This is a genomic window from Herbaspirillum sp. GW822-FHT03A08 (assembly GCF_058801885.1).
Genome location: NZ_JBXANR010000001.1, coordinates 459,567 through 483,155, shown reverse-complemented (window position 1 = coordinate 483,155; position 23,589 = coordinate 459,567). Strand labels below are relative to the sequence as shown.

Annotated in this window: 15 protein-coding genes; 13 read left to right on the top strand and 2 right to left on the bottom strand. The window is 59.7% G+C overall.

The features are described 5' to 3' along the window. Window positions 1-160 precede the first annotated feature (160 nt). The 6 genes from AC1RN6_RS02260 to AC1RN6_RS02235 all read left to right on the top strand — a co-directional run bounded on the left by AC1RN6_RS02260 (window position 161) and on the right by AC1RN6_RS02235 (window position 15,340). Window positions 161-1,606 carry a TolC family protein gene (locus AC1RN6_RS02260; RefSeq protein WP_493002737.1) on the top strand — a complete coding sequence of 482 codons (1,446 nt, stop codon included), beginning with the start codon at window positions 161-163 and terminating at the stop codon, window positions 1,604-1,606. Between the two features lie 17 nt (window positions 1,607-1,623). Further along, on the top strand, window positions 1,624-2,397 hold the full coding sequence (locus AC1RN6_RS02255) for an OmpA family protein (protein WP_493002736.1): 774 nt from the start codon (window positions 1,624-1,626) through the stop codon (window positions 2,395-2,397). 71 nt (window positions 2,398-2,468) lie between these two features. After that, entirely contained in the window at window positions 2,469-3,776 is a 1,308-nt protein-coding gene (locus tag AC1RN6_RS02250) for an HlyD family type I secretion periplasmic adaptor subunit (protein ID WP_493003495.1), read from the top strand. 98 nt (window positions 3,777-3,874) lie between these two features. Further along, window positions 3,875-5,545 carry a biopolymer transporter ExbB gene (locus AC1RN6_RS02245; protein WP_493002734.1) on the top strand — a complete coding sequence of 557 codons (1,671 nt, stop codon included), beginning with the start codon at window positions 3,875-3,877 and terminating at the stop codon, window positions 5,543-5,545. Window positions 5,546-5,586: 41 nt separating this feature from the next. Continuing rightward, entirely contained in the window at window positions 5,587-7,302 is a 1,716-nt protein-coding gene (locus tag AC1RN6_RS02240; RefSeq protein ID WP_493002733.1) for a peptidase domain-containing ABC transporter, read from the top strand. 67 nt (window positions 7,303-7,369) lie between these two features. Continuing rightward, window positions 7,370-15,340, top strand: coding sequence for a beta strand repeat-containing protein (locus AC1RN6_RS02235; protein ID WP_493002732.1), 7,971 nt, complete (start codon window positions 7,370-7,372; stop codon window positions 15,338-15,340). A 45-nt stretch (window positions 15,341-15,385) separates the two neighbouring features. Here AC1RN6_RS02235 and AC1RN6_RS02230 read toward each other — a convergent pair whose 3' ends face one another. Beyond that, the gene (locus AC1RN6_RS02230; protein WP_493002731.1) at window positions 15,386-16,924 is read right to left on the bottom strand and encodes an aminotransferase-like domain-containing protein; all 1,539 of its coding nucleotides are present in this window, start codon (window positions 16,922-16,924) and stop codon (window positions 15,386-15,388) included. Window positions 16,925-17,111: 187 nt separating this feature from the next. Here AC1RN6_RS02230 and AC1RN6_RS02225 point away from each other — a divergent pair, with 187 nt between their 5' ends. The 7 genes from AC1RN6_RS02225 to AC1RN6_RS02195 all read left to right on the top strand — a co-directional run bounded on the left by AC1RN6_RS02225 (window position 17,112) and on the right by AC1RN6_RS02195 (window position 22,272). Next, the gene (locus AC1RN6_RS02225; protein ID WP_493002729.1) at window positions 17,112-18,137 is read left to right on the top strand and encodes a threonine dehydratase; all 1,026 of its coding nucleotides are present in this window, start codon (window positions 17,112-17,114) and stop codon (window positions 18,135-18,137) included. Beyond that, on the top strand, window positions 18,134-18,478 hold the full coding sequence (locus AC1RN6_RS02220; RefSeq protein ID WP_493002728.1) for a DUF2917 domain-containing protein: 345 nt from the start codon (window positions 18,134-18,136) through the stop codon (window positions 18,476-18,478). Before AC1RN6_RS02225 ends, AC1RN6_RS02220 begins: the two co-directional genes overlap by 4 nt. Before the next feature lies 1 nt (window position 18,479). Continuing rightward, a complete protein-coding gene (locus AC1RN6_RS02215) occupies window positions 18,480-19,070 on the top strand; it encodes a LysE family translocator (protein WP_493002727.1) in 591 nt (196 codons plus the stop codon). 54 nt (window positions 19,071-19,124) lie between these two features. Further along, on the top strand, window positions 19,125-20,018 hold the full coding sequence (locus AC1RN6_RS02210; protein WP_493002726.1) for a DMT family transporter: 894 nt from the start codon (window positions 19,125-19,127) through the stop codon (window positions 20,016-20,018). A gap of 172 nt (window positions 20,019-20,190) precedes the next feature. After that, window positions 20,191-20,649, top strand: coding sequence for a RidA family protein (locus AC1RN6_RS02205; protein WP_094566196.1), 459 nt, complete (start codon window positions 20,191-20,193; stop codon window positions 20,647-20,649). A 100-nt stretch (window positions 20,650-20,749) separates the two neighbouring features. Then, window positions 20,750-21,943, top strand: coding sequence for an aminotransferase-like domain-containing protein (locus tag AC1RN6_RS02200; RefSeq protein ID WP_493002725.1), 1,194 nt, complete (start codon window positions 20,750-20,752; stop codon window positions 21,941-21,943). Continuing rightward, window positions 21,943-22,272, top strand: a complete 330-nt coding sequence (locus AC1RN6_RS02195) for a DHCW motif cupin fold protein (RefSeq protein ID WP_493002723.1) — start codon at window positions 21,943-21,945, stop codon at window positions 22,270-22,272. The genes AC1RN6_RS02200 and AC1RN6_RS02195 overlap by 1 nt, the downstream gene beginning before the upstream one ends. Before the next feature lie 189 nt (window positions 22,273-22,461). On the opposite strand, the gene AC1RN6_RS02190 is transcribed toward AC1RN6_RS02195, so the two are convergent. Next, window positions 22,462-23,565: an MBL fold metallo-hydrolase gene (locus AC1RN6_RS02190; RefSeq protein ID WP_493002722.1), complete on the bottom strand. Its 1,104-nt coding sequence runs from the start codon at window positions 23,563-23,565 to the stop codon at window positions 22,462-22,464. Window positions 23,566-23,589: the final 24 nt, after the last annotated feature.

Sequence of the window (23,589 nt, the reverse complement as noted above, 5' to 3'; positions counted from 1 at the left end):
ATTGGTTTTCTCGGTCGCGTCGCAGGCATTTCCTGCATCTGACACGCCCGCTACCTTTCCGCTTCCTAATGAAAAATTTCCATCCGGAAAATTAAAATCCGGAGTGTTTTCGCTCGCGCAGGCAAAAATCGACGAGAAGCCCCTGGATGTGCCTCCGCAAATGCGAGTAAGTCCGGAAGGTGAGGCGGATTCGATCGTCCGGGCCGGCAAAACCGCCGATAGCAAGGATGAACTGACCAGCGCCGATTCCAATGACGAAATTCTGGCGATGTTGCGTCAATCCGATCCGGATTTCTCTGGAAGCTCAATCGACTTGCCCGCTGTGCAGGTCGAAACGATCGACGACAAGGAAGTCCCGTTTCTGACTCTGGATCAGGTCCTGGAGCTGGCGCTCAATAACAGTTACAGCTACGCCGCCACTGCCGCGCAGGCCGATCAGGCCGGCTATGCGGCAAAAGCGTCGCTCGGACAATTGGGGCCGACGCTCGATGTACGTACGCAAAAAGGCCGGGAATACACTTCGCCGGCCTCGATTCGCGACGCAGATGGCAACATCATCCAGGCCGACCAGCATAAGCGCTGGGACGCCACGCTGATCGGCCGTCAGCCGATCTTTGCGGCGGGCTCCTACTTCGATTTTCAGAAGCAGCGCGCGATGTCGCGTGCCGCCGATCAGCGTCGCGACGATGCACGCGAGTCGCTGTATTACTCCGCCATCAAGGCCTATTACGATGTGGTGCGCGCCTACGCCTCGTTGTCGTTCGCACGCAGTTACGCCAAGCGCATGAATGATTTGCTTGAGTACATGCGCAAGCGCGTGGAGGGCGGCGGCGCCAGCAAGCTCGACTACAATCGCGTGCGCGGCCGCGCGCTGCAGGCTGAAAGCACCATGGCCGAGAGCGAAGGGGCGCTGGAAAGCGCCATGGTCTCGCTGGTTCAACTGATTGGCCGGCGTGTGCAGCAAGTACAAGTGCCGGAACGCATGATGCCGATCGTGCCGCCGACATCACGCGTTGCCTTGCAGGATGTCTATGAGTCCAATCCCGGTATCCGCGCCGCTCGCAGCGACACCGACGCCGTTCGTGAAGAATTGAAGTCGGCGCGTTCGAGGTTTACGCCGACCTTTGCCGTCGAATGGACCCAGACCAAAACCCGCGGCGCCGGCGGCGACCCGACGCTGACGACTGACCGCCGCCTGATGCTGGTGATGACCATGAACTTGCTCAACGGTGGGAGCGACGCATACTACCAGAGCCAGATCGGCGCCAAGCTGGTAGAGAAGAGCAACACCGCCGCCGATCTCGAACGCAAGCTCAAGGAGCAGATCGAGATCAACTATCGCACTTTGGGTGCAGTGAAAAAGCGCATGCCTCTCTCGCGAGATGCCTATGAAACCAACGCCGGTGTTGCGGATGCATCTCTGGAACAAATGTTTACCGGCGGCAAGCAACTGCTCGACGTGCTCGATGCCTACCAGCAGGCCTATCAGACGCGCATGGATTTTGCATTGCTGTTATTTCAGCAAGCGGACATCAGTTATCAAATTTTGCGAAATACCGGCCGGGCATGGACGCCGCCGGGAGACAAAGCGCCTGCGGGCAAATAGGGAAGGTCTGAGGATCGATGGATAGCGGAAAAGAACAGAATTTCTGGCCGGGGTTTGTGGACGCGCTGTCCAACGTCGTCTTGGTCATGATCTTTGTGGTGGTCGTGTTCGTCGTGACGCTCTTCTACTATTCGCAGAAGCTGGCGGAAATCCGCGTCAACAAGATGGTCACCAAAGGCATGGTGCAGACCCAGACCGGTTCCACCAAGGTCAAGCCTGACCAAGTCAACGCCCCCGAAGGCGAAGACGCCGACACGGCTCGTCTGAAGAGCGAGAGCCGCGAAAAGTCCGACGAGATCGAAAAACTCAGGCGCGAAATCTCCCAGCTCAAGACGCAGCAGGCCTCGCCGCCTTTGCAGGCCTCCGCCGGCAGCCTGCGCAGCAACGCCGGCAGCAGCGGCAACAACAATATCCAGGTGCGCGTCGAGAAGGCCAAGGAAATTGCGCCTGGCGTAGCTATTCAGGGCGGTGACAAAGCCGTCGTGCTCAACTTCGACAATGCCGCCACCGAGCTCACCGAAGCGAGCAGCAAGACCCTCGACGGCAGCATCGGCGAGTGGGTCAAACAGGTCAAGTCGCAACAGGGCAAGATCGTCATCACCGGCGTGATCGGCTCGGCCGAGTTCAGCGAAGCGCGCCGCCGTGCTTACTACCGTACCGTCGCGGTGCGCAACCATCTGATCGACGCCGGGGTCGCCAAAGAACGCGTAGTCAGCCGCGTGGCGACATCCGAGAACAGCACCGAGAGCAACGCGCGCGTGATCATCCAATATCTGGCGGATACAAAATGAGCGGGTTGCCCAACCAAAATTTGCGTTGGGACCTGCGCCTGCGGCTGTGGTTGAAGCATCGCAGCTATCTGATGATGCGTCTGATCGCACCCAGGGTCGACCGGCAATTGGGCGATCATCAGCAATTACCGCGTCCCCGTCTTTTCATTCTGATTACGGTCGGCATATTGCTATGCCTGCTGGTGTGGTCGTGGTTTGCGAAGATCGACATGGTGGTGCGCGGCGCCGGCCGCATCGTCGCTTCCGAGCACAATCAGATCATCCAGCATCTGGAAGGCGGCATCGTCTCCGCCATCCTGGTGCGTGAAGGCGCCGCCGTCAAAAAAGGACAGACCCTGATTTCGATTGCCGACGTGCGCGCCAATGCGGACCTCGGCGAAGGCAACGTCAAGATCCTCGGCCTGCGCGCCCGCGTGGCGCGCCTCAAGGCAGAAGCAGGCGGCGCCTCTTCGGTGACCATGCCCGCCGATCTTAAAACCGACGACCCGGCGGTGCAGAGCGAACTGGCTTCCTTCACCGCGCGCCAGGCCAAATTGATGCAAGAGCTGAGCGTGCTGCGCGAGCAGTCGGCGCAGCGCCAGGCGGAAGTCGGCGAAGCCGTCAGCCGCCAGAAGAGCCTGATCTCCGAATACGATCTGGCGCAGCGCCAGTACAAGCTGGTGCATGGCATGTTCGAACGCAATGCCGCCTCGCAGCTGGAAGATATCCAGGCGCAGTCCAAGGCGCAGGATGCGCAGAGCCGCCTCAGCGCCACCAATGCCATGATCCCGCGCCTGACGGCGGCGATCGCTGAAGCGCAGGCCAAGATGGGAGAGGCGTCGTCACGCTTTCGCGCGGATGCGCGCGGCGACCTGACCGTCAGCGAGAATGAACTGGCGCGCCTGCAGGAAGAAATCAAATCGCGCAACGACCGCGTCTCGCGTTCCGAAGTGCGCGCGCCGATGGACGGCGTGGTCAATCGGGTGCTGATGAACACCGTCGGCGGCGTGGTCAAGCCGGGCGACGCCATTATCGAAATGACCCCGACCGACGACAAGCTGGTGATCGAAGCCAAGGTCTCGCCGACCGACCGCGCTCAACTGGTGACCGGCGCCCCGGCACGGGTGAAGGTGTCGGCCTATGACTACGGCGTCTACGGCGCGATGAAGGGCGTGGTGACCGAAGTCAGCGCCGATACCGTGCCGGAGGAACGCGGCGAACGCTTTTACCGCGTCAAGATTGAAGTCACGCGCGATCCGCGCGAGATTGATCACAGTGTGGCGCTGATGCCGGGCATGACCGCCACCGCCGACATGATCGTCGGCCGCCGTACCGTATGGCAATACCTGATGTCGCCGCTGAACCGTTTTGGCCAGACGGCGCTCAGGGAACCGCGCTAAAGGCCTGATTCCGCTGCGATGGCGTCATGAGGCCGCAATGAACAAGCTGTATCTTGATTATTTAACTATTTGTTTTCCTTTTTTCGGAACCTGATCGTATGAAAAACCTGCGCAATTTTTATGCACTCGCTGCGATTCCGTCCATGTTCTTGTTACTGGGCGGTTTCCTGTTCAGGGACTTCGTGATGCATGCGATCCGGATCAATCCCTTCCTGAACCTGTTCATCATCAGCGTGGCCGTGTTCGGCGTTTCGCTGATCGTCTACAACATCTGGCGCGTGAACTGGGAATACAACAAGCTCATGCTGTTCTACGCCCGCGTCAATGGCGGCGAAGAGATGATGGAGCTGGCCAAGGCGCCGGAATTCCAGAACAGCGAAATCGGCAAGGTGCTGACCAGCGTCGCCAGCACCAAAGGCCGCCTGACTTCCCGTATCGAACAGGAAACCATCGAACGTTCCTTGTCGGACTTGCAGGCCCATCTGGAAGCCAAGACCGAATTCCCGCAATTCCTGACCGGCTTCATGATTGCGCTCGGTCTGCTCGGTACCTTTATCGGTCTGCTGGAGACGCTGGTCGGTACTGCCGCGCTGATTGACGGCTTCGGCAAGGCGACGCAAGGAGGCGACATGGATGCGTCCTTCATGCATCTGGTGTCCGACCTGCAAAAACCGCTGGCCAGTATGGGTACAGCGTTCTCGGCATCGATGTTCGGTCTGATCGGTTCGCTGGCATTGGGCCTGACGCTCACGCCGCTGCGCGCTGCCGGCAAAAAACTCACGGGCAGTGCGCGTGAGTGCATCAGCGACATGGTGCAGCACGTCATTCACGACATGAACGGTCCCGCCGCAGGCGCTTCCGGCCGTCAGGGCGTATCGGAGCAATTCCTGGCCGAGTTCCTGCAAGATTTGATGGTGCTGCAGCGCGAATCCATCATGGCGTCGCGCGCCAGCTCGGAAGCTTCGATGCAGGCCGGCATCAAGCTCGAAGGTATGAACGAGCGCCTCCACAACATCGTCGAGCTGTTCCACGCCAGCATGGAAGAATCGAAGAACCTGCGCCAGCTGGTTTCTTTCGGTCCGCGCATGCATGAAGTCGGGCAGCAGACGCTGGAAGAAATCCGCAACGTGGGCCAGATCATCAATCAGAAGATGACCTCGGCGCGCGATCTGACGCAAAGCCTGTCGCTGCTGGAAGAACGCCTGTCGGTCAACGGCGACATCGCCCTGCGCAGTTTCGACATGCTGCCGAAGATCGTCTCGACCATGGAAAGCGGTCAGATGTCACTGTCGTCGGCGCTGACATCGCTGCAGGCGCAGCAATCGGAAGCGGCCAACATGACCGAAAAAACGGCGCAGCACATCGCGCAGATGCCGACCTTGCTCAACCAGATCTCCATCCGGATGGCAGACGAACTCGGTGCGATCCAGCATCAGGGCGAAATCCACTCGGCCGTGTCCGAGCGTCTGGGCGAACTGGGCAAGGCCATCGGCGAGAACTCCAGCAACATGACGCGCGACGCCTTGTCGTCGCGCCAGCTGCAGATCGACCTGGCCAAGCACATGGCGATGATGAACGACCGCGTCAAGAACCTTGGCGCCATCCCGACTTCGATGACCTCGATCACCGAAGCACTGATGCGTCAGAACATCAATACCCAAACCGTTATCGACGAAATGCGCAGCGGCCGCCAGACTATGGTCAAGGATCTGCGTCTCGAAATCCGCGAAGCCATCCGCGAAATATCCGCCAACAAGGGCAACGGCTGATTCTCATGGCGGCATAAACAGAACTTGGACCCGACAATCTCATGAACGAAAGCGACCAAATCTACGTCGATCAGCCGCAAGCCGATTTGCGCTCCCTGCGCAAGGACCCGGTGTATCTGACGCTGATGCGGGCCTACGGCAGCCGCTTTGTCGAGATCATCGTGGCCGGCGTGCTGATCAACGTGTTCGGCCTGTTCTTGCCGATCTATTCGCGCCTGGTCTACGACAAGGTGATCGGCAACCACATCCCGGAAACCTTATGGGCGCTGACGCTGGGCATGGGGCTGTTTATCGTGCTGGAGCTGATCCTGCGCGTGATCCGGGTGTACTACGTCGAGCAACTGGCAGGGCGTTTCGACATCGAGTTCGATGCCTCATCGGCGCGCCGCTTGCTGGAGTCCAAAGTCTCGGCGCCGGTCGGCGTGGTGCTGGCGAAATACCGCGATCTCAGCAACGCGCGCGATCTGCTTTCCTCGAACTACATGCTGGTGCTGGTCGACTTGCCTTTCCTGCTGCTCTACCTGGTGGCACTCGGCATGATCGGCGGCCATATTGCTTGGGTCATGCTGATCGGCGGCGCAATACTGGTGAGCGCGCAACTGTTGTGCAAGATTCCCGGCACCGACTACGGCAATGCCGCCCTGAAAGCCGGCATCGGCAAGACCGACAAGCTGGCCAGTCTGGTGTTCGGCATGGAAACACTGAAGACCTCGCCGTTGCAGTACCGGCTGGTCAAGACTTTTTTGGCGGATGCTGCCGACAACGCAGTAAGCCAGGCCAAGAGCCGTTTCTGGATGAATGTCGGCTACGCCACGTCGGCGGTGGGCAATACATTCATTTCGGTTGCGACGCTGGTGGTCGGCGTGTATCTGGTGGAGGACAATCAACTGACCGTCGGCGCACTGATCGCCAGTTCGCTGCTGATCAGCCGTGCCACCTCGATGACGTCGTCGGTGGCGACGGTGCTGGGACGTCTGGAAATGTTCAAGCGCGCGCGCACCGCGTTCGAGGACATGTTTGACGACGAAGCACCGCAAGAAGTCGCCGATGTCCTGCGGCAAGACATGAGCGGGCTGATCCAGGTGATCAACCTGACGCTGCATCTGGACAAGAACGAACGGCCGGCGCTGGACAACGTCTCGCTGGCAATCAAGCCGGGAGAGAAGGTCGGCATCGTCGGCCGTTCAGGTTCCGGCAAGAGCAGCCTGTTGCGTGCCCTGGCCGGACTACACAAAGCCGAGCCGGGCAAAGGCCAGGTGCTGATCGACGGCGTTGCGGTGACGTCGTATGCCACGCCGGTGCGCATGCGCTGCATCGGCTACAAGCCGCAGGAACCCTTCATTTTCGATGGCAGTCTGGCGTCCAATATTTTTGTCGGTGACCGCATCGACAGCAAAGTGTATGAAACAGCGCTGGCGGTTTCCAGCGTCGACGACCTGATCGCGCGCGGCGAACTGCGTCTGGATCAGGTGCTCAAAGCGCCCGGTAATCTGTCCGGCGGCCAGCGTCAAATGGTGGCGCTGGCGCGCACTGTGGCCGGCATGCCGGCCGTCATGCTGCTCGATGAACCGACCACCGGCATCGATCTGGCGACCGAGGCACGCATCATCGAGCGGCTGCGCGCGTTTTCGGTCCAGCGCACGGTGGTGATCGCAACGCACAGCACCGCGCTGCTCAGGCAGATGGACCGCATCATCGTGCTCAACGACGGCAAGATCGTCGCCGACGGGCCGAGTGCACAGATATTGCAGCAATAGCTGAAGTGATATTGAAGCAAACAAGAATTCGTGAATTTGTAATTAATCTCCGATAGCGAGGTTCTCCATGGCAACTGCACCAAAACCGACGCCGGCAAAATCCGGCGATGCCGCTAACATCGCCAATGCCGCCAATCCCATTACCGGTTCGGCCGGCGTCGTGATGCCCGATCAGAGGGGCAGCTACCATCTGCAAGTACCGCGCAGCGCGGTCAAGCATGTGCAGGTGGTGGACGTCGACATGGTGCTGGAGATGGCGGACGGCAGCAAGATCGTGCTGGCCGGCGGTGCGCTGGGAGCAATGGACGACAATTCTCAGATCATCTTCAGCGATGTTCCGCAGAATACTTCGGGTTTGTTTGACCTCGTCGGCAAGATCCCGCTGGCGAACAGCGATCAGTCGAAGATCCTTAATTCGGATCCTGTCGCTGACGCCGCTGCGGACAATCACTTCACCTCCGACAACAATGCGCAGGCCAATCCGGCCGCGACCAGCCAGTTGGCGAAGATCATTCAGGACAATGCGGGTTCGCTGACCAGTAACGGTTTGCAGAATCTGGCGCTGCCATCGATTCCGATTCCGCCTGCACCACCGGTGTCGAACGGCGCCGACGCACAAATCAAGCTGGTCTCCCCTGTGATCCAGGAACGTCCGGGTGCGGCATTGACGGATCCCGTGGTGGGGCCGCAGACGCCAGCGATGACATTGAATTTGCTCAACCTGACAACACAGACTCAGGTCGGCAGCACGCTGTTCGGCAGCGGCGGTAACGCGGCTTCGGCGACGGATGGTTCCAATGCTGTACAGTTTGCGCCGCAGATCATCAATGCCGGCAACGACGTGCATACGATCTATGCCACCGCCAGCACAACGCAGAGCGACTTCATCAAGATCTTCGAACTGAACGTGACTGGCGACGGCACCGTCAAGACGATTACCATTACCGGTGTCCCGTCGACGATGACGATCCTCAATGCCGTCAATCTCGGCGGCGGTGTCTATCAAATTACACCGAACGGCACTGACAAGAGTTTTGCCTTGCAGGTGCAGTACTCGACGGAGGCTGCTGATCCGACGCAGCCGACGGGGGCTACCTCGACCATCAGTTTCGATGTCGCCGTGCTGACTGCGGATGGCATTACGCATCTGATGGATTCGCGCGTGGTTGTCATCAAGGACGCCAGCGTCTACACCGATCTGACCTATCTCGATCCGGCTACCGGCAAGAGTGTCTGGGTCCTGCCTGCGCAGGGCGTGCCGCACGAGATCCATGCCGGCGATGGGGGAGTCACTATCTATGGCAGTAACGCCAACGATTCGTTGTATGGCGGCGCTGGTGTCGACACCATCATCGGCGGCAGCGGCAATACTTACTTCCAGGGCAATGGTGGTGCTGACGTATTGACCGGCGGAACGCAAGGCGTCAATACCGCAGGTTACAAGACATCCGCTGCGGGCGTGACAGTCGATCTGACGACCGGCCATGGAACCGGCGGCGATGCGCAAGGCGATGTACTGACCAATATCCAGAACCTGATCGGCAGCGCCTTCAGCGACACCTTCGTGGCGAATGACAAGATCAATCGTCTCGATGGCGGCAGCGGTGGCTCGGATACCGTATCCTATTCCGCCTCGACGTCCGGTGTAACGGTCAACCTGATTACCGGTACAGGCGCCGGCGGCTATGCAGAAGGCGACACCTATGTCGCCATTCAGAACGCAACCGGCAGTGCTTTTAATGATGTGTTTATTGCCAATACGCTGGCCAATCACCTGGACGGCGGCAGCGGTGGTTCGGACACCGTGTCTTATGCAACAAGTCCTGTCGCTGGCGACGGTACGGGAGTAACGGTCAATTTGACTACCGGCGTGGGTACCGGAGGCTCTGCCGCCGGAGACACCTATGTCCACATTCAAAACGTCATCGGCTCAGCCGGAAACGATACTTTCGTCGCCAATATCGACGCCAATAGCTTCGACGGCGGCAGCGGCGGGCTGGACACGGTCAGCTACGCCAACTCGGCGGCCGGCGTGTCGGTCAACCTGGTCAGCGGCCGCGGCGTCGGCGGCGATGCCGAAGGCGACACCTACAACCGCATCCAGAACGTCATCGGCAGCGCCTTCGACGACGTGTTCATCGCCGGTCCCGACAGCCGCACGTTCAACGGCGGCAGCGGTGGTTCCGACACCGTCAACTACGGTGCATCGAACGCCGGCGTCACTGTCGACATGGTCAACATGACCGGCAGCGGCGGCTATGCGCAGAACAATAAGTACATCAACATCCAGAACGCTACCGGCAGTTCCTATTCGGACACCTTCATTTCCAGCGCCGTGGCCAATCATTTTGACGGCGGCCTGGCGGGTTCTGATACGGTCAGTTATGCGCAGTCCAACGCCGGCGTCACCGTCAGCCTCTACGATGGCACTGCCAGTGGTGGCTATGCGCAGGGCGATACGCTGGCGCACATCCAGAATGTGATCGGCAGTAATTTTGACGATACCTTCATCGCCAGTTCCGAAGTCAACAATTTCGAGGGCGGCGGCGGCGTCAACACCGTGAGCTATTTCTACGCCACGGGTTCGGTAACGATCGACCTGACAAGTACCATCGGTACCGGCACAGGCGGCAGCCTGTATGCCAACGGGGATTCCTTCTCGAACATCCAGAATCTTATCGGCGGCGCTTCGGACGATACTTTTGTTGCCAGCCTGGCCGCCAACAAGCTCGATGGCGGCGTCAGTACCGCTGGATCGCACAATCGCGTCAGTTATGCAGCATCGACTTCCGGCGTCACGGTGGATCTGAATTACACCAACGGCTTTGGCACCAGCGGCGGTTTTGCGCAGGGCGATCAGTTGCTCAATATCCAGGATCTGACTGGCAGCAATTTCGACGATACCTTCGTTTCCAACGCCGCAAACAACAATTTCGACGGCGGTGGCGGTTCGTTGCACAACCGCGTGAGCTATGCTGCCTCGACGTCAGCGGTGACGGTTGATCTGACGCAAACCGATGGTTCCGGCACAAGCGGTGGATTTGCGCAGGGCGACACGCTTATCAATATCCAGGATCTTACCGGCAGCCAGTACAGCGATACTTTCATCGCCAGCGCTGCAGCCAATGCCTTTGACGGCGGCAGCGGCGGGAGCGATACCGTCAGCTATGCGCGCGCCAGCGACGGCGTGGGCGTCACGGTCAATCTGGTGACCGGCGCCGGTAGCAACGGTTTTGCGGCAGGCGATACCTATACCAATATTCAGAACATTATCGGTTCGTCCTATAACGATATTTTCGTCGCGTCTACCGCCGTCAATCGTTTTGACGGCGGCGGCGGTTCGGATACTGTCAGTTACGCCTCGTCAGCAGCGGCCGTCACTGTCGACCTGGTCGGTGGCACGGGTACCGGAGGTTCTGCCCAAGGCGATACATACGTCAACATCCAGAATGTGATCGGTTCATCTGCGGACGATTTGTTTATCGCCAGTACAGCGGCCAATGCATTCGAGGGAGGGGTCAGCACGGCGGCTTCGCACAATCGCGTGAGCTACGTCAATTCGACCGTGGCGGAAACGGTCAACCTGTTCACCGGGAACGGCACCGGCGGTCTCGGCAGCTTTGCCAACGGCGATACCTATAGCAATATTCAGGACGTCACCGGCGGTTCGGGAGACGATGTTTTTGTGGCGAATGCAGCTGCAAATAACCTCGACGGCGGCGTGAGCACGGCGACTTCGCATAACCGTGTGAGCTATGCCAATTCGAACGTCGCTGAGACGGTCAATCTCTTTACGGGCGCCGGCAGCGGCGGCGCCGGCAGCCTGGCCAACGGCGACACCTATACCAATATCCAGGACGTCACCGGCGGTACGGCTGACGATTTGTTTATCGCCAGTGCAGCCGCCAATAAATTCGATGGCGGCACCAGCACCGCGACCTCGCACAATCGGGTCAGCTATACCAATTCGACCGTGTCGGAAACTGTCGACCTGTTCCTCGGCACCGGTAGCGGAGGCGCCGGCAGTCTGGCGAATGGCGACACCTACGTCAATATTCAGGATGCCACCGGCGGTACGGCTGACGATACCTTTGTCGCTAATACGGCAGCCAATGCGTTCGACGGCGGTACTGGCTCGCTGCACAACCGCGTGAGTTACGCCAATTCGACAGCGGCGGAAACTGTCGACCTGTTCCTCGGTACCGGCAGCGGCACGTTCGCCGCAGGTGATACCTACGTCAATATTCAGGACGTCACCGGCGGTTCCGGCGACGACACCTTTGTCGCCAGTGCGGCAGCCAATAGTTTCGACGGCGGTACCAGCACTGCGGCTTCGCACAATCGTGTCAGCTATGCCAACTCGACCGCCTCGGAAACCGTCAATCTGTTTACCGGCGCCGGTACCGGCACGCTGGCACAGGGCGACACCTACGTCAACATCCAGGACGTCACCGGCGGCACCGCCGATGACTTGTTCATCGCTAACGCAGCCGCCAACAAATTTGACGGTGGTACCGGCTCCCTGCACAACCGGGTCAGCTACACCAACTCGACGGCGTCGGAAACAGTCGACCTGTTCCTCGGCACCGGCACCGGTACCCTGGCACAGGGCGACACCTACGTCAATATTCAGGATGTCACCGGCGGCACTGCCGACGACACGTTTGTTGCCAGCGCTGCAGCCAACAACTTCGACGGCGGCACCGGTTCGCTGCACAACCGTGTCAGCTACGCCAATTCGACTGTGTCGGAGACGGTCAACCTGCTCACCGGCGCAGGCACTGGTGGCACCGGCAGTCTGGCGAACGGCGATACCTATACAAACATTCAGGACGTGACCGGCGGCTCAGCCGACGATCTGTTTATCGCCAGCGCGGCCGCCAATAAATTCGATGGCGGCACTAGCAACACGACGTCACACAATCGTGTGAGTTACGCCACCTCGACCGTATCAGAGACGGTCAATCTGTTCACCGGCAACGGCAGCGGTGGCGTGGGTAGTCTGGCCAACGGCGACACGTACACCAACATCCAGGATGTCACCGGCGGCACGGCGGACGATATCTTTGTCGCCAGCGCGGCAGCAAACAACTTCGACGGCGGCACCGGGTCCTTGCACAATCTGGTCAGCTATGCCAATTCGACGGCATCGGAAACGGTCGACCTGTTCCTCGGCACCGGCACCGGTACGCTGGCCCAAGGCGACACCTACGTCAACATCCAGGATGTCACCGGCGGCACTGCAGACGACACATTCATCGCCAGCCTGGCCGCCAACAAGTTTGACGGCGGCACCGGATCGCTGCATAACCGCGTCAGCTACGCCAATTCCACAGCATCGGAAACCGTCAACCTGTTCACCGGCAACGGTACCGGTACATTGGCGCAGGGCGACACCTACGTCAACATTCAGGATGTCACGGGCGGTTCGGCCGACGATATTTTTGTCGCCAACTCGGCCGCCAATAAATTTGATGGCGGCACCGGCTCCTTGCACAACCGTGTCGACTATTCCAATTCGACCGTCGCGGAAACCGTCAATCTGTTCACCGGCAACGGTAGCGGCGGTGCGGGCAGCCTGGCGAATGGCGACACCTATGTCAATATTCAGGACGTCACGGGCGGTACAGGCGACGATATTTTTGTCGCCAGCGCGGCAGCCAATAAATTCGACGGCGGCACCAGCACGGCGGCGTCGCACAATCGTGTCGACTATTCCAATTCGACCGTCGCGGAAACCGTCAACCTGTTCACCGGCAACGGCAGCGGCGGCGTCGGCAGCCTCGCGGCAGGAGACACTTACGTCAATATTCAGGACGCAACGGGTGGTACAGGCGACGACATTTTCACCGCCAACGCAGCGGCCAACAGGTTTGACGGCGGTGCCGGTTCAGACACGGTCAGCTACGCGGCGGCCAATGACGGCAACGGCGTGAATGTAAATCTGAATACGGGTGTTGGTACCGGCGGATTTGCCGCCGGTGATGTCTACGTCAGTATCGAAAACGTCATCGGCACACAATATGACGACACCTTTGTCGGCAACGGCTCCGCCAATACTTTCGACGGCGGCACGGCCGGCAGCGATACAGTCAGCTATGCCGGTTCGAGCGCGGCCGTCACCGTCAACCTGAGCGTGGGCGGCGGCACGGGTTCAGGCGGTTTTGCCCAGGGTGATACCTACATCAGCATTGAAAACGTCATCGGCGGCAGCGGCAACGATTTCCTGACCGGCGCCACCACCGGCGCGACAGTGCTGACCGGCGGTGCAGGCGGCGATACGCTGGCCGGTGTCTCGACGAATCGCGCCAATACTTACGCCAGCTATGCCGGCTCCGGCAGCGCTGTGACGATCGATCTGAACTTTACCGACGGCACCGGCACTTCCGGCGGTGATGCGGCCGGCGACAAGCTCAGCTTCATCGACAACCTGATCGGCAGCGGCAACGACGATATTTTCATCTCCAACTCGCAGGCCAACAGTTTCGACGGCGGTGCCGGTTCCGATACGGTCAGCTATATCAGCTCGAACGCAGGCGTCACTGTCAATCTGAGCGACGGCTCTACCGGCAGCGGCGGTTATGCGCAAGGCGACCGCTACGCCAACATTGAAAACCTCATCGGCAGCACCTTGGTCGACGTACTGACTGGCGCCGCAGCAGGCAAGACTGTGTTGACCGGTCTGGGCGGTGGCGACACATTGGCAGGCACAGCAGCTAATCATGCCAATACCTATGCCAGCTATGCCGGCTCCGCCAGCGGAGTAACGGTCGATCTGAATTTTACCGACGGCACCGGCACCTTTGGCGGTGACGCCGCAGGCGACAAGTTGAGCCTGATCGACAATCTGATCGGCAGCAGCGGCAGCGATACTTTCGTTGCCAACAACGTCGCCAATATATTCGACGGTGGGGCAGGCGGCAGCGATACGGTCAGCTATCTGGCGTCAACTGGAGCGGTGACTGTGGATTTGTCCAACACTACCGGCGCAGGCACCAGCGGAGGCTATGCCGCCGGCGACAAATTTATCGGTATCAGCAATATCATCGGCAGTAACCTGGACGACACCTTCTTCGCCAGTGCCGCAGCCAATGCCTTCAACGGCAGCGGCCACGGCGCCAACGGCGACACGGTCAGCTATGCGCGCTCCAACGTTGGCGTGCTGGTGGACTTGTTCAACCACGTCGGCGGCGATGCGGTGACGGGAGTGACTTCATTTGCAAACGGCGATACCTACACCAATATCCAGAATGCAATTGGCGGCGGCGGCAACGATACCTTCGTGGCCGATGGCAATCTGAACCGATTCGACGGCGGTGCCGGTATCGATACGGTCAGCTATCAGTATTCCAACTCCGGCGCGCTGACTGCCAATCTGGCGACGCACGTAGGCACTGGCGGCGATGCGGCTGGTGACACCTATGCCAACATCGAAAACCTGACCGGCAGCGCCAACGTCAACAGCACGCTGATCGGTGACGCCAACGCCAATACCCTGACGGCGCTCGGCACCAGCAATACCAACGTCCTGACCGGCGGCGGCGCCAGTAGTGGCACCGACGTCTACAATGCCCAACTGGGCGGTACGAATAGCGTCACGGTCGGCAGTGGCCTCAATACGGTCAACGTCAGCGCCGGTTCTCACAGCGCGCTGGGGGCGCAGAGCGATATGGTCAATCAGACTACGGGTACGTCCAATATTGCCAGCATCAGCGGCGGCGCCGGAACCACGACCTTGCACTTTGAGGATCTGGGCAGCTCAATCACGCTGGCCAATTTCTCGAACAAGGTTACCGGCATCACGACCCTGGACATGACGACCGGCAACGGAACGAACATCGTGATCACCGCTGACGACGTCATCAAAATGGGCATCGCCAGCGGCTCGTCGCATATTCTCACCGTCAAGATGAGCAACACCGAGAGCTTGCAGATCGCCGCCAACGGATCGGATCACTATGTCTACTTCCCGGGCACGACAGACTATGCGTTTTACAACGCCTCCAATCAGGAAGTTGCACGGATTCACCTGGCCTGATGTTTTTATTACGCCGCTACCTGATGCAAACAGGTAGCGGACGTTTCATCTCCCCAGTTCGTCATCCAGAAAACGCCAGATGCCGGGATCGCTCATGCTGGCGACATTGATGCGCATCCTGGTCGACGGCAACTGATTCGGCGAGAACAGGCTGCCCGGCGCCAGCAAGAATCCTTGCGCCATCGCTTTCTCGGTCAGTACATTGGTGTCGCGCTTGGCGTCGGCCCAGATGAACATGCCGCTGGCGGTCGCCAGGCCGGTATCCAGTCCGACCTTTTCCAGTTGCCGCACGATCTTGTCGCGCACGCTGTTAAGGCGATTACGCAGGCGTTCGGCATGTTTGCGGTAGTGGCCTTCCGACAGAATCTTGTAGATCACGCGCTCGCCGATTTCGCTGGTGGTCAAGGTCGACAGCATCTTGCGGTCCGCCAGATGGCGTGCGAGATCCGGCGAGGTGGCGATGAAGCCGACGCGCAGATTGGCCGACAGCGTCTTGGAAAATCCGCCCAGATAAATCACCCGCTGCAACTGATCCAGCGCGGCGATGCGTGTGGCCGCCTGCACGCCCGCGCCGGGGTGCATGTCACAGTAGATGTCGTCTTCCACGATGGTGAAATCGTGTTCCTCGGCCAACCGCAGAATCTGGAACGCCTTGGCCGCCGACAGCGAGGTCGAGGTCGGATTATGCAAGACCGAATTGATCACATACAGACGCGGCTTGTGCAGCGCCGCCAGCTCGGCCAGCTTGGCGATATCGGGGCCGTCGGCCAGACGCGGGATACCGACCACCTTCGCGCCCATCGCCGCAAACGAACCGAACATCAAAAACCACGCCGGGTCGTCGACAAAGATCACATCGCCGGGGCGCAGGAAATGGCGCGCGACGATGTCCAGCCCTTGCGTCACGCCCGAGGTCATGACGATCTGTTCCGGTGCGGCGGTGATTTCCAGTTCGGCGAGTTTGAGTTGCAGTTGCTGGCGCAGCGGCAAAAATCCTTGCGGCGTGCCGTAGGTCAGCAGCAGCGACTGGTTTTGCCGTCCCACCGAACGCAGGCCGTTGCCGATCAGGTCGCCGTCCAGCCAGTCCGGCGGCAGCAGGCCGCCGCCCGGCATCTTTTGCGGCGGCATCTGGCGGAACATGTTGCGTACCAGCCATACCACATCGAGTTGCTGCGGCTGGGAAGGGCCGTTGTCGATTGCGCCATGCTCATTGCCGGAATAACCAGAATTGCTGCGCAGCGGTAAAACTGTACCGGTCGTAGCAGCACCGGCGACAGGTGAACGCTCCCGCACATAAAACCCCGATCCGCGCCGCGATTCCAGAAAACCTTGCGCCACCAGACGGTCATAAGCTTCCACTACCGTGAAGCGGGAAACGCTGTGCAAATCCGCAAATTGCCGTATTGACGGCATACGCGCACCGGTGCGCAGCAGCTTGTCGTCAACGCGCGACTGCACGGTGCGCACGATCTGATCGACCAGCGAATCGCCGCTCTCGCGCGACAGCAGGGGCAGCGTGGTCGGTGCATTGCCGGAAGGGGCTGGAGAGGTGACAGGCTTAAGTCGGGTAGCTGTATTGGTCATTTTGCCGTGACAATGTTCGGGATTATTTGTCTAAGTGTACTGGTACTGTACTGGTAATGTCGATTAGGATAGACCCATGTTATGACAGCAGTCAATCAGCGCATAGCGGATAGACGACAGTTGATGAAGTGACTACGACGCTTATTGTTTGCGAACGCCCGGAAGACCCAGATGCAGGAGATGAATCATGAATGACTTGTTGCCAACCCCCGCCGAGATCGAGCAAGCCGCCAATGCCGTGTATGCCGCAATGCCGGCCACACCGCAATATTCCTGGCCGCTGCTCAATGCCGCACTCGGCACCGAGGCCTGGGTCAAGCATGAAAATCATACGCCGACCGGCGCCTTCAAGATTCGCGGCGGCCTGGTCTACCTGCAAGCGTTGGCGCAGTTGCCGCAAGCCCGGCGCGTGCGCGGCGTGATTTCCGCCACACGCGGCAACCACGGACAGTCGGTCGGTTTCGCCGCGCGCCGCTATGGCATCGCTGCGACCATCGTCGTCCCGCAAGGCAACAGCAAGGAAAAGAATGCCGCCATGCAGGCGCTCGGCGTCGAGCTGATTGAGCACGGCAAGGAGTTTCAGGAGAGCCGCGAGCATGCCGCAATGCTGGCCGAACGCGATGCGCTGCACATGATTCCGTCGTTCCACCGCGACCTCGTTGCCGGCGTGTCGACTTACTGGATGGAGTTGCTGCGTGCCCAACCGGATCTCGACGTCCTGTTCGTGCCGATCGGCCAGGGTTCGGGCATTTGTGCCGCCGCCGCCGCACGCCGCGCACTGAATGTGCGCACTCGCATCATCGGTGTGGTGTCGGCCCATGCGCAGGCTTACAAACTGTCATTTGAAAGCCGCAGCAAGATCGAGTCCCCGGTGAGCACGCTGATCGCCGACGGCATGGCTTGCCGCGTGCCGGACGACGCTTCGCTGGCGGTGATCCTGGATCAGGTGGACGAAGTCATCGCGGTCAGCGATGACGAAGTGGCCGACGCGATGAAGCTGTATTTCACCGCGACGCATAACGTTGCCGAAGGCGCGGGCGCTGCGGCACTGGCGGCGGCGATGCAAATCCGCCACCGCCTGCAAGGACAACGCATCGGCCTGACGCTGTCGGGCGGCAACGTGGATCACGACATGTTCGCGCAGATTCTCAGCCGTCCGGACACCGAACAAGAACAACAGCAAACATCGACAGATAACAGGAGGGTGGCATGACTAAGCTGACACAACAACACCATCATCTGCATCTCGGCAGCGGCGCGCTGGCGACCGGCAAGTTTGAGCGCAGCCGTCTGCTGCTGGTGCGTCGAGGCCATGTCTGGATTACGCAGGAAGGCCGGGCAGAAGATTTCTGGCTCGGCGCCGGCGATGCGCTCATCGTGCAGCCGGGCAAGATGCTGGTGATTGAAGCCGCCATCGCCAGTGAGATCTATCTGGAGCATCGTGCCGAACTGACAGTGACGCTGTGGCTGAAAACGCGCTGCCTGGCAGTGCGGTCCGTGCTGCAACGGCGGTTTGCACGCTTGGGCATGATGCCGCGGCAGGGAGGATATTGAGATGGAAACATTGTTGCCGCTGGCTTCATTCGCCTTCGTTACTTCCATCACGCCGGGGCCGAACAACATCATGCTGACGTCGTCGGGCGTGTGGTTCGGCTTTGTGCGATCGATTCCGCATATGCTGGGCATCACCTTCGGCTTTGCTGTGCTGCTGGCAATTTGCGCCGCCGGCATCGGCAGCCTGGTAGTGGCGGTGCCTGCGGTGCACGTGCTGCTCAAGATCGCCGGTTCGGGTTATCTTCTTTATCTGGCGTGGAAGCTGCGCAGCATGAGTTTCAGTCAGGAGGTACGCGCTGATGTGAGACCGATGTCCTTCCTCGGTGCGGCCTTGTTCCAGTTCGCCAACCCCAAGGCATGGGTAATGGCGATCACCGGCGCGTCGGCTTTCTTGCCGTTGATTCAACCGGTGTGGCTGGCGATTGCGATTTATTGCCTTGTGTTCAGCGTGGTGAATTTGCCGTGCGTCAGTGTGTGGGCAGGCGCCGGTGCGGTGCTGCGGCGTTATCTGACACAGCCGCTGTGGCGCGCGATGTTCAGCGGCGTGATGGTGGTGCTGACGATCTACTCGGCAGTGGCGATCTGGCTTTAAATCTTCAATTTACGTCTTCACACCCGTCATCAACGGAGAGCAAAAAGGAAACCGATGACCGCAAAAACAATGAGCACGACGCGTCTTGAATCCAGGGGCATGTGGCTGGGCTTTATCGGCGTCGCCATCTTCAGCCTGACCTTGCCGTTTACCCGCATCGCTGTGGCCGAATTGAATCCGGCCTTCGTGGCCTTTGGCCGTGCCGTGGTTGCGGCGATCTGCGCCATCGGCATGCTATGGCATCTGAAGGCGCCGCGGCCGACCCTGGCGCAGGTGCGCGGTCTGCTGATCACCGCGCTCGGCGTGGTGGTCGGTTTTCCCTTGTTCTCGTCGATCGCCATGCATTACGTACCGGCGGCGCATGGCGCAGTAGTGGTTGGCCTGTTGCCGCTGGCGACGGCGTTGTTCGGCGCCTTGCGTTTTGGCGAGCGTCCTTCTCTCGGCTTCTGGATCGCTGCCCTGATCGGCAGCTTCATCGTGATTGCCTTTGCATTGCGCCAGGGCGGCGGCAGTTTTCATCTGGCTGATTTCGCTTTGTTTGCGGCAGTGTTTGCCGCCGCGATGGGATATGCCGAAGGCGGTCGTCTGTCGCAGAGCATGGGTGGCCAGCAAGTGATCTGCTGGGCGCTGGTGCTGTCTCTCCCGGTGCTGTTGCCGGTGACCGTCTGGCTCGGCTGGCAGTACGGCGTGGACGCGTCGCCGCGGGCATGGGGTTCGTTTGCCTATGTGTCGTTTTTCTCGATGTTCATTGGATTTTTCTTCTGGTACAAGGGGCTTGCACTCGGCGGCATTGCGCGAGTCGGGCAAGTGCAATTGCTGCAGCCTTTCATGACCCTGGTAGGCGCAGCCGTGATCGTCGGTGAGCCGCTGGATGCGAGCAACCTGTTGTTTGCGACAGCGGTTATTGTTGTTGTGGCAATCGGCAAGCGGATGTCCATCCGGCGCTAATTCAGTCCTGACAATGCTTTTAACGATGTTCTCCGTCACAAAGTCGCGATATTTGCGATAATGGCGGATTCCAGTTGTTTTCTCAGTTTCTTACCTTAAACGTGCTGACTTGCCGGGCGTCAATGCCGATATTGATGCCGGACATTCCAGCCACAGCAAACAGGAGCACCGCATGTCCGTCTACGAAAAACTCAAAGCCCTGAATATCGAATTGCCAGCCGTCGCAGCACCAGCTGCCGCCTACGTCATGTACGCGCAAGCAGGCAACACCGTATTCCTGTCCGGCCATCTGGCCAAGAAGGACGGCAAGGTCTGGGTTGGTCAGTTCGGCAAGAACATTACGACGGAAGAGGGCAAGCTGGCAGCCCGCGCGGTAGCGATTGATCTGCTGGCGACATTGCAAGCAGCTTGCGGCGGCGACCTGACACGGGTCAAGCGCATCGTCAAGCTGATGAGCCTGGTCAACTCGACCGGCGATTTTACGGAACAACATCTGGTGACCAACGGCGCATCCGAGCTGATCGGCGAATTGTTCGGCGAGCAAGGCAAGCATGCGCGTTCGGCGTTCGGCGTCGCACAAATCCCGATGGGTGCGTGCGTCGAGATCGAAATGATCGCCGAACTCTCCTGAGAAGCTGAATTCACTTCGGGAAGTTGCCGGACCGGCAGATGACCGGTTCAGGCTTTCTCATTTACCTTACTTATACGGTACCCAATTTTTGGCAGGCAATATGAAAATCGAAAACCCCAATCCACTGCAGTGGAATTTCTCCAAACGTTCGCAGCAACTGCAAAGCTCAGCCATCCGCGAAATCCTGAAGATCACCATGCGTCCGGAAATCACCTCGTTCGCTGGCGGTCTGCCATCGCCGGCGACCTTCCCGGTCGAGCGCATGAAAGCGGCTTTCGATACTGTGCTGACCAATCAAGGCAAGATCGCGCTGCAATACGGCCCGACCGACGGTTACGGCCCGCTGCGTGAATGGGTGGCCGATTCGCTGTCGACCGACGGCGCCAAGATCCTGCCGGAACAAGTGCTGATGGTCTCCGGTTCGCAGCAGGGCCTGGACTTGCTGGGCAAAGTGCTGATCGATGAAGGCAGCAAGGTGCTGGTCGAAACGCCGAGCTATCTGGGCGCGTTGCAGGCGTTCTCGATCTACGGTCCGGATTTCATCTCGGTGCCGAGCGATGAGCAAGGCCTGATTCCTTCGGCGGTGGAAGAAATGGGCAAGGGCGCGCGTCTGCTGTACTCGCTGCCGAACTTCCAGAACCCTACCGGCCGCACGCTGCCGCTGGATCGCCGTCTGGCGCTGGTGGAAGCCTGTGCCCGCATCGGCCTGCCGCTGATCGAAGACGATCCGTACGGCGCGCTGAGCTACCGCAACGATCCGCTGCCGAAGATGCTGAACATGAATCCATCCGGCGTGATCTATATGGGTTCGTTCTCCAAGGTGCTGACGCCTGGTATCCGTCTCGGCTACGTCGTGGCGCCGGTGCCGCTGATCCGCAAAATGGAACAAGCCAAGCAAGCCGCCGACCTGCACACTGCGCAATTGACACAGATGGTGGTGTACGAAGCGGTCAAGGACGGCTTCCTGCAAACGCATATCCCGACCATCCGCAAGCTGTACGCCGATCAGTGCCAGGCCATGCTGGATGCGCTGCAAACCTACTTCCCGGCCGGCACCAGCTGGACCAGACCGGAAGGCGGCATGTTCATCTGGGTCACGCTGCCGAAGCATATCGACAGCGGCGAACTGCTGAAAGAAGCGGTCGAACAGCACGTGGCCTTCGTGCCGGGCGCGCCGTTCTACGCGAATGAACCGCAACACAACACGCTGCGTCTGAGCTTCGTCACCGTGCCTCCGGAAAAAATCCGCGCCGGCATCGAGCGTCTGGGTAAGCTCATCGCCGCCAAACTGTAATGGAAATCGGCAATTTGCCGTTCGGTACGACCGACTGGAACACGGTCGAGCGTACCGAGCACAAGGGCGACAGCGGCATGGCCTATTGGCGCACGCGCCAGTTCGGCCCCATCCGCGTGCGCATGGTCGAATACACGCCGGGTTACCTGGCCGATCACTGGTGCAAAAAGGGCCACGTGTTGTTGTGCATGGAAGGTGAATTGCACACCGAGCTGGATGATGGCCGTACCTTCTTGCTCACCGCGGGCATGAGTTATCAGGTGGCTGACAATGCCGAGGCGCATCGCTCGTCGACGGCAACCGGCGCCAGACTGTTCATCGTCGACTGAGCGTTTAGCATTATTATTTTTGTTTTGCGGCTGTATATGCTGTCGTCCCAGCGAACGCTGGGACCCAGTGTCTCGATGGTTTGAAACGAGTCTTTTCGTCAGCGATGCGACAATGGTCTTTAAGTCGCTGGGATGACAGAGATAAGGGGGAGAGAAAATATATTTTTTCTCTCTTCGCTTTTAAAAACATCAATCGCTGTAATCCAGCTTCACCGTCTCACCGTGTTTCAACACGGTAAATTCCCCCTCCGGCAATCCCGCTTTCTTCACTGCTTCAACCAACAGCTTCGGCGGCTCATCAAGCGGCTCGTCCGCCAGTTCGAAGGTGCCCCAATGGATGCCGATAGAGCGTTTCGCATGCACGTCCTGGTGGATCTGCACGGCCTGTGCGGGATCGACGTGTTGGCCTTTCATGAACCAGCGCGGTGCATAGGCGCCGATCGGTATCAGCGCCAGGTCGAAGCTGCCGAACTTGCGCCCGATATCCTGAAAGTCTTTCGAATAGCCGGTGTCGCCGGCAAAGAAGACCGAGAACGGATGCGGAGCGCCTTCGCCGGTCTTGATCACCCAGCCGCCCCACAAGGTCTCCGACCTGTCCATCAAGCCGCGCGCCGACCAGTGCTGCGCCGGGACGAAGCTGATGTCCAGTTTGCTCACCGCCGTCTTGTCCCACCAGTCCATCTCACGCACATTGGTGATGCCGACACCCGTCATCCAATCCTTCACGCCCAGCGGCACCAGGAACAAAGGCGGGCCGCCGGCCTGTTTGTTCAACTGCTCGACGCTGGCCTGATCCAGATGGTCGTAGTGGTTATGCGAAATCACCACCACGTCAATATGCGGCAATTGTGCCGCCGTGATGTTGAGCGGCACCTTGCGTTTCGGTCCAACAAAGCTGAACGGCGATGCGCGCTCCGAAAAAATCGGATCGGTGATGACGTTCATGCCGCCGATTTGCAGCAGCGCGGTTGCATGGCTGATCCAGGTCACGCTTGGCGTCGTCTTGTTGGCTTGCAGCCAGGCGATCTCCGGCGTGGCCATCGGGAACTGATAATTGTTGGCCGGCGCTTTCGGCAAGCCTTGCGTGATGCGTTCCCACTGCCATTTCAGCAGCGACGCGCGCGGCTCTTGCGGATAGTTGTTGCGGAAGCCTGATGGCGTGCGGTTGGGCTTGTCGGGGTCGTAGTACTTGCCTGCGGCTGCGCAGCCGGCGCTGATCAGTGCGAGTACGAGCGCAATGCGGTGAAGATGTTTGCGCAGGGGCTTGCGCGTGGAAGAAAGTTTTGTGGGCACTGGAAACGCACATGGCAGGTTGAT

Excerpts from the sequence above, each read along its gene's own strand:
- AC1RN6_RS02260 (WP_493002737.1), top strand. The coding sequence starts at position 161 with ATGCGAGTAAGTCCGGAAGGTGAGGCGGATTCGATCGTCCGGGCCGGC.
- AC1RN6_RS02215 (WP_493002727.1), top strand. The coding sequence starts at position 18,480 with ATGGAAACATTGTTGCCGCTGGCTTCATTCGCCTTCGTTACTTCCATC.
- AC1RN6_RS02220 (WP_493002728.1), top strand. The coding sequence starts at position 18,134 with ATGACTAAGCTGACACAACAACACCATCATCTGCATCTCGGCAGCGGC.
- AC1RN6_RS02205 (WP_094566196.1), top strand. The coding sequence starts at position 20,191 with ATGTCCGTCTACGAAAAACTCAAAGCCCTGAATATCGAATTGCCAGCC.
- AC1RN6_RS02200 (WP_493002725.1), top strand. The coding sequence starts at position 20,750 with ATGAAAATCGAAAACCCCAATCCACTGCAGTGGAATTTCTCCAAACGT.
- AC1RN6_RS02235 (WP_493002732.1), top strand. The coding sequence starts at position 7,370 with ATGGCAACTGCACCAAAACCGACGCCGGCAAAATCCGGCGATGCCGCT.
- AC1RN6_RS02250 (WP_493003495.1), top strand. The coding sequence starts at position 2,469 with ATGATGCGTCTGATCGCACCCAGGGTCGACCGGCAATTGGGCGATCAT.
- AC1RN6_RS02240 (WP_493002733.1), top strand. The coding sequence starts at position 5,587 with ATGAACGAAAGCGACCAAATCTACGTCGATCAGCCGCAAGCCGATTTG.
- AC1RN6_RS02245 (WP_493002734.1), top strand. The coding sequence starts at position 3,875 with ATGAAAAACCTGCGCAATTTTTATGCACTCGCTGCGATTCCGTCCATG.
- AC1RN6_RS02195 (WP_493002723.1), top strand. The coding sequence starts at position 21,943 with ATGGAAATCGGCAATTTGCCGTTCGGTACGACCGACTGGAACACGGTC.
- AC1RN6_RS02210 (WP_493002726.1), top strand. The coding sequence starts at position 19,125 with ATGACCGCAAAAACAATGAGCACGACGCGTCTTGAATCCAGGGGCATG.
- AC1RN6_RS02255 (WP_493002736.1), top strand. The coding sequence starts at position 1,624 with ATGGATAGCGGAAAAGAACAGAATTTCTGGCCGGGGTTTGTGGACGCG.
- AC1RN6_RS02230 (WP_493002731.1), bottom strand. The coding sequence starts at position 16,924 with ATGACCAATACAGCTACCCGACTTAAGCCTGTCACCTCTCCAGCCCCT.
- AC1RN6_RS02225 (WP_493002729.1), top strand. The coding sequence starts at position 17,112 with ATGAATGACTTGTTGCCAACCCCCGCCGAGATCGAGCAAGCCGCCAAT.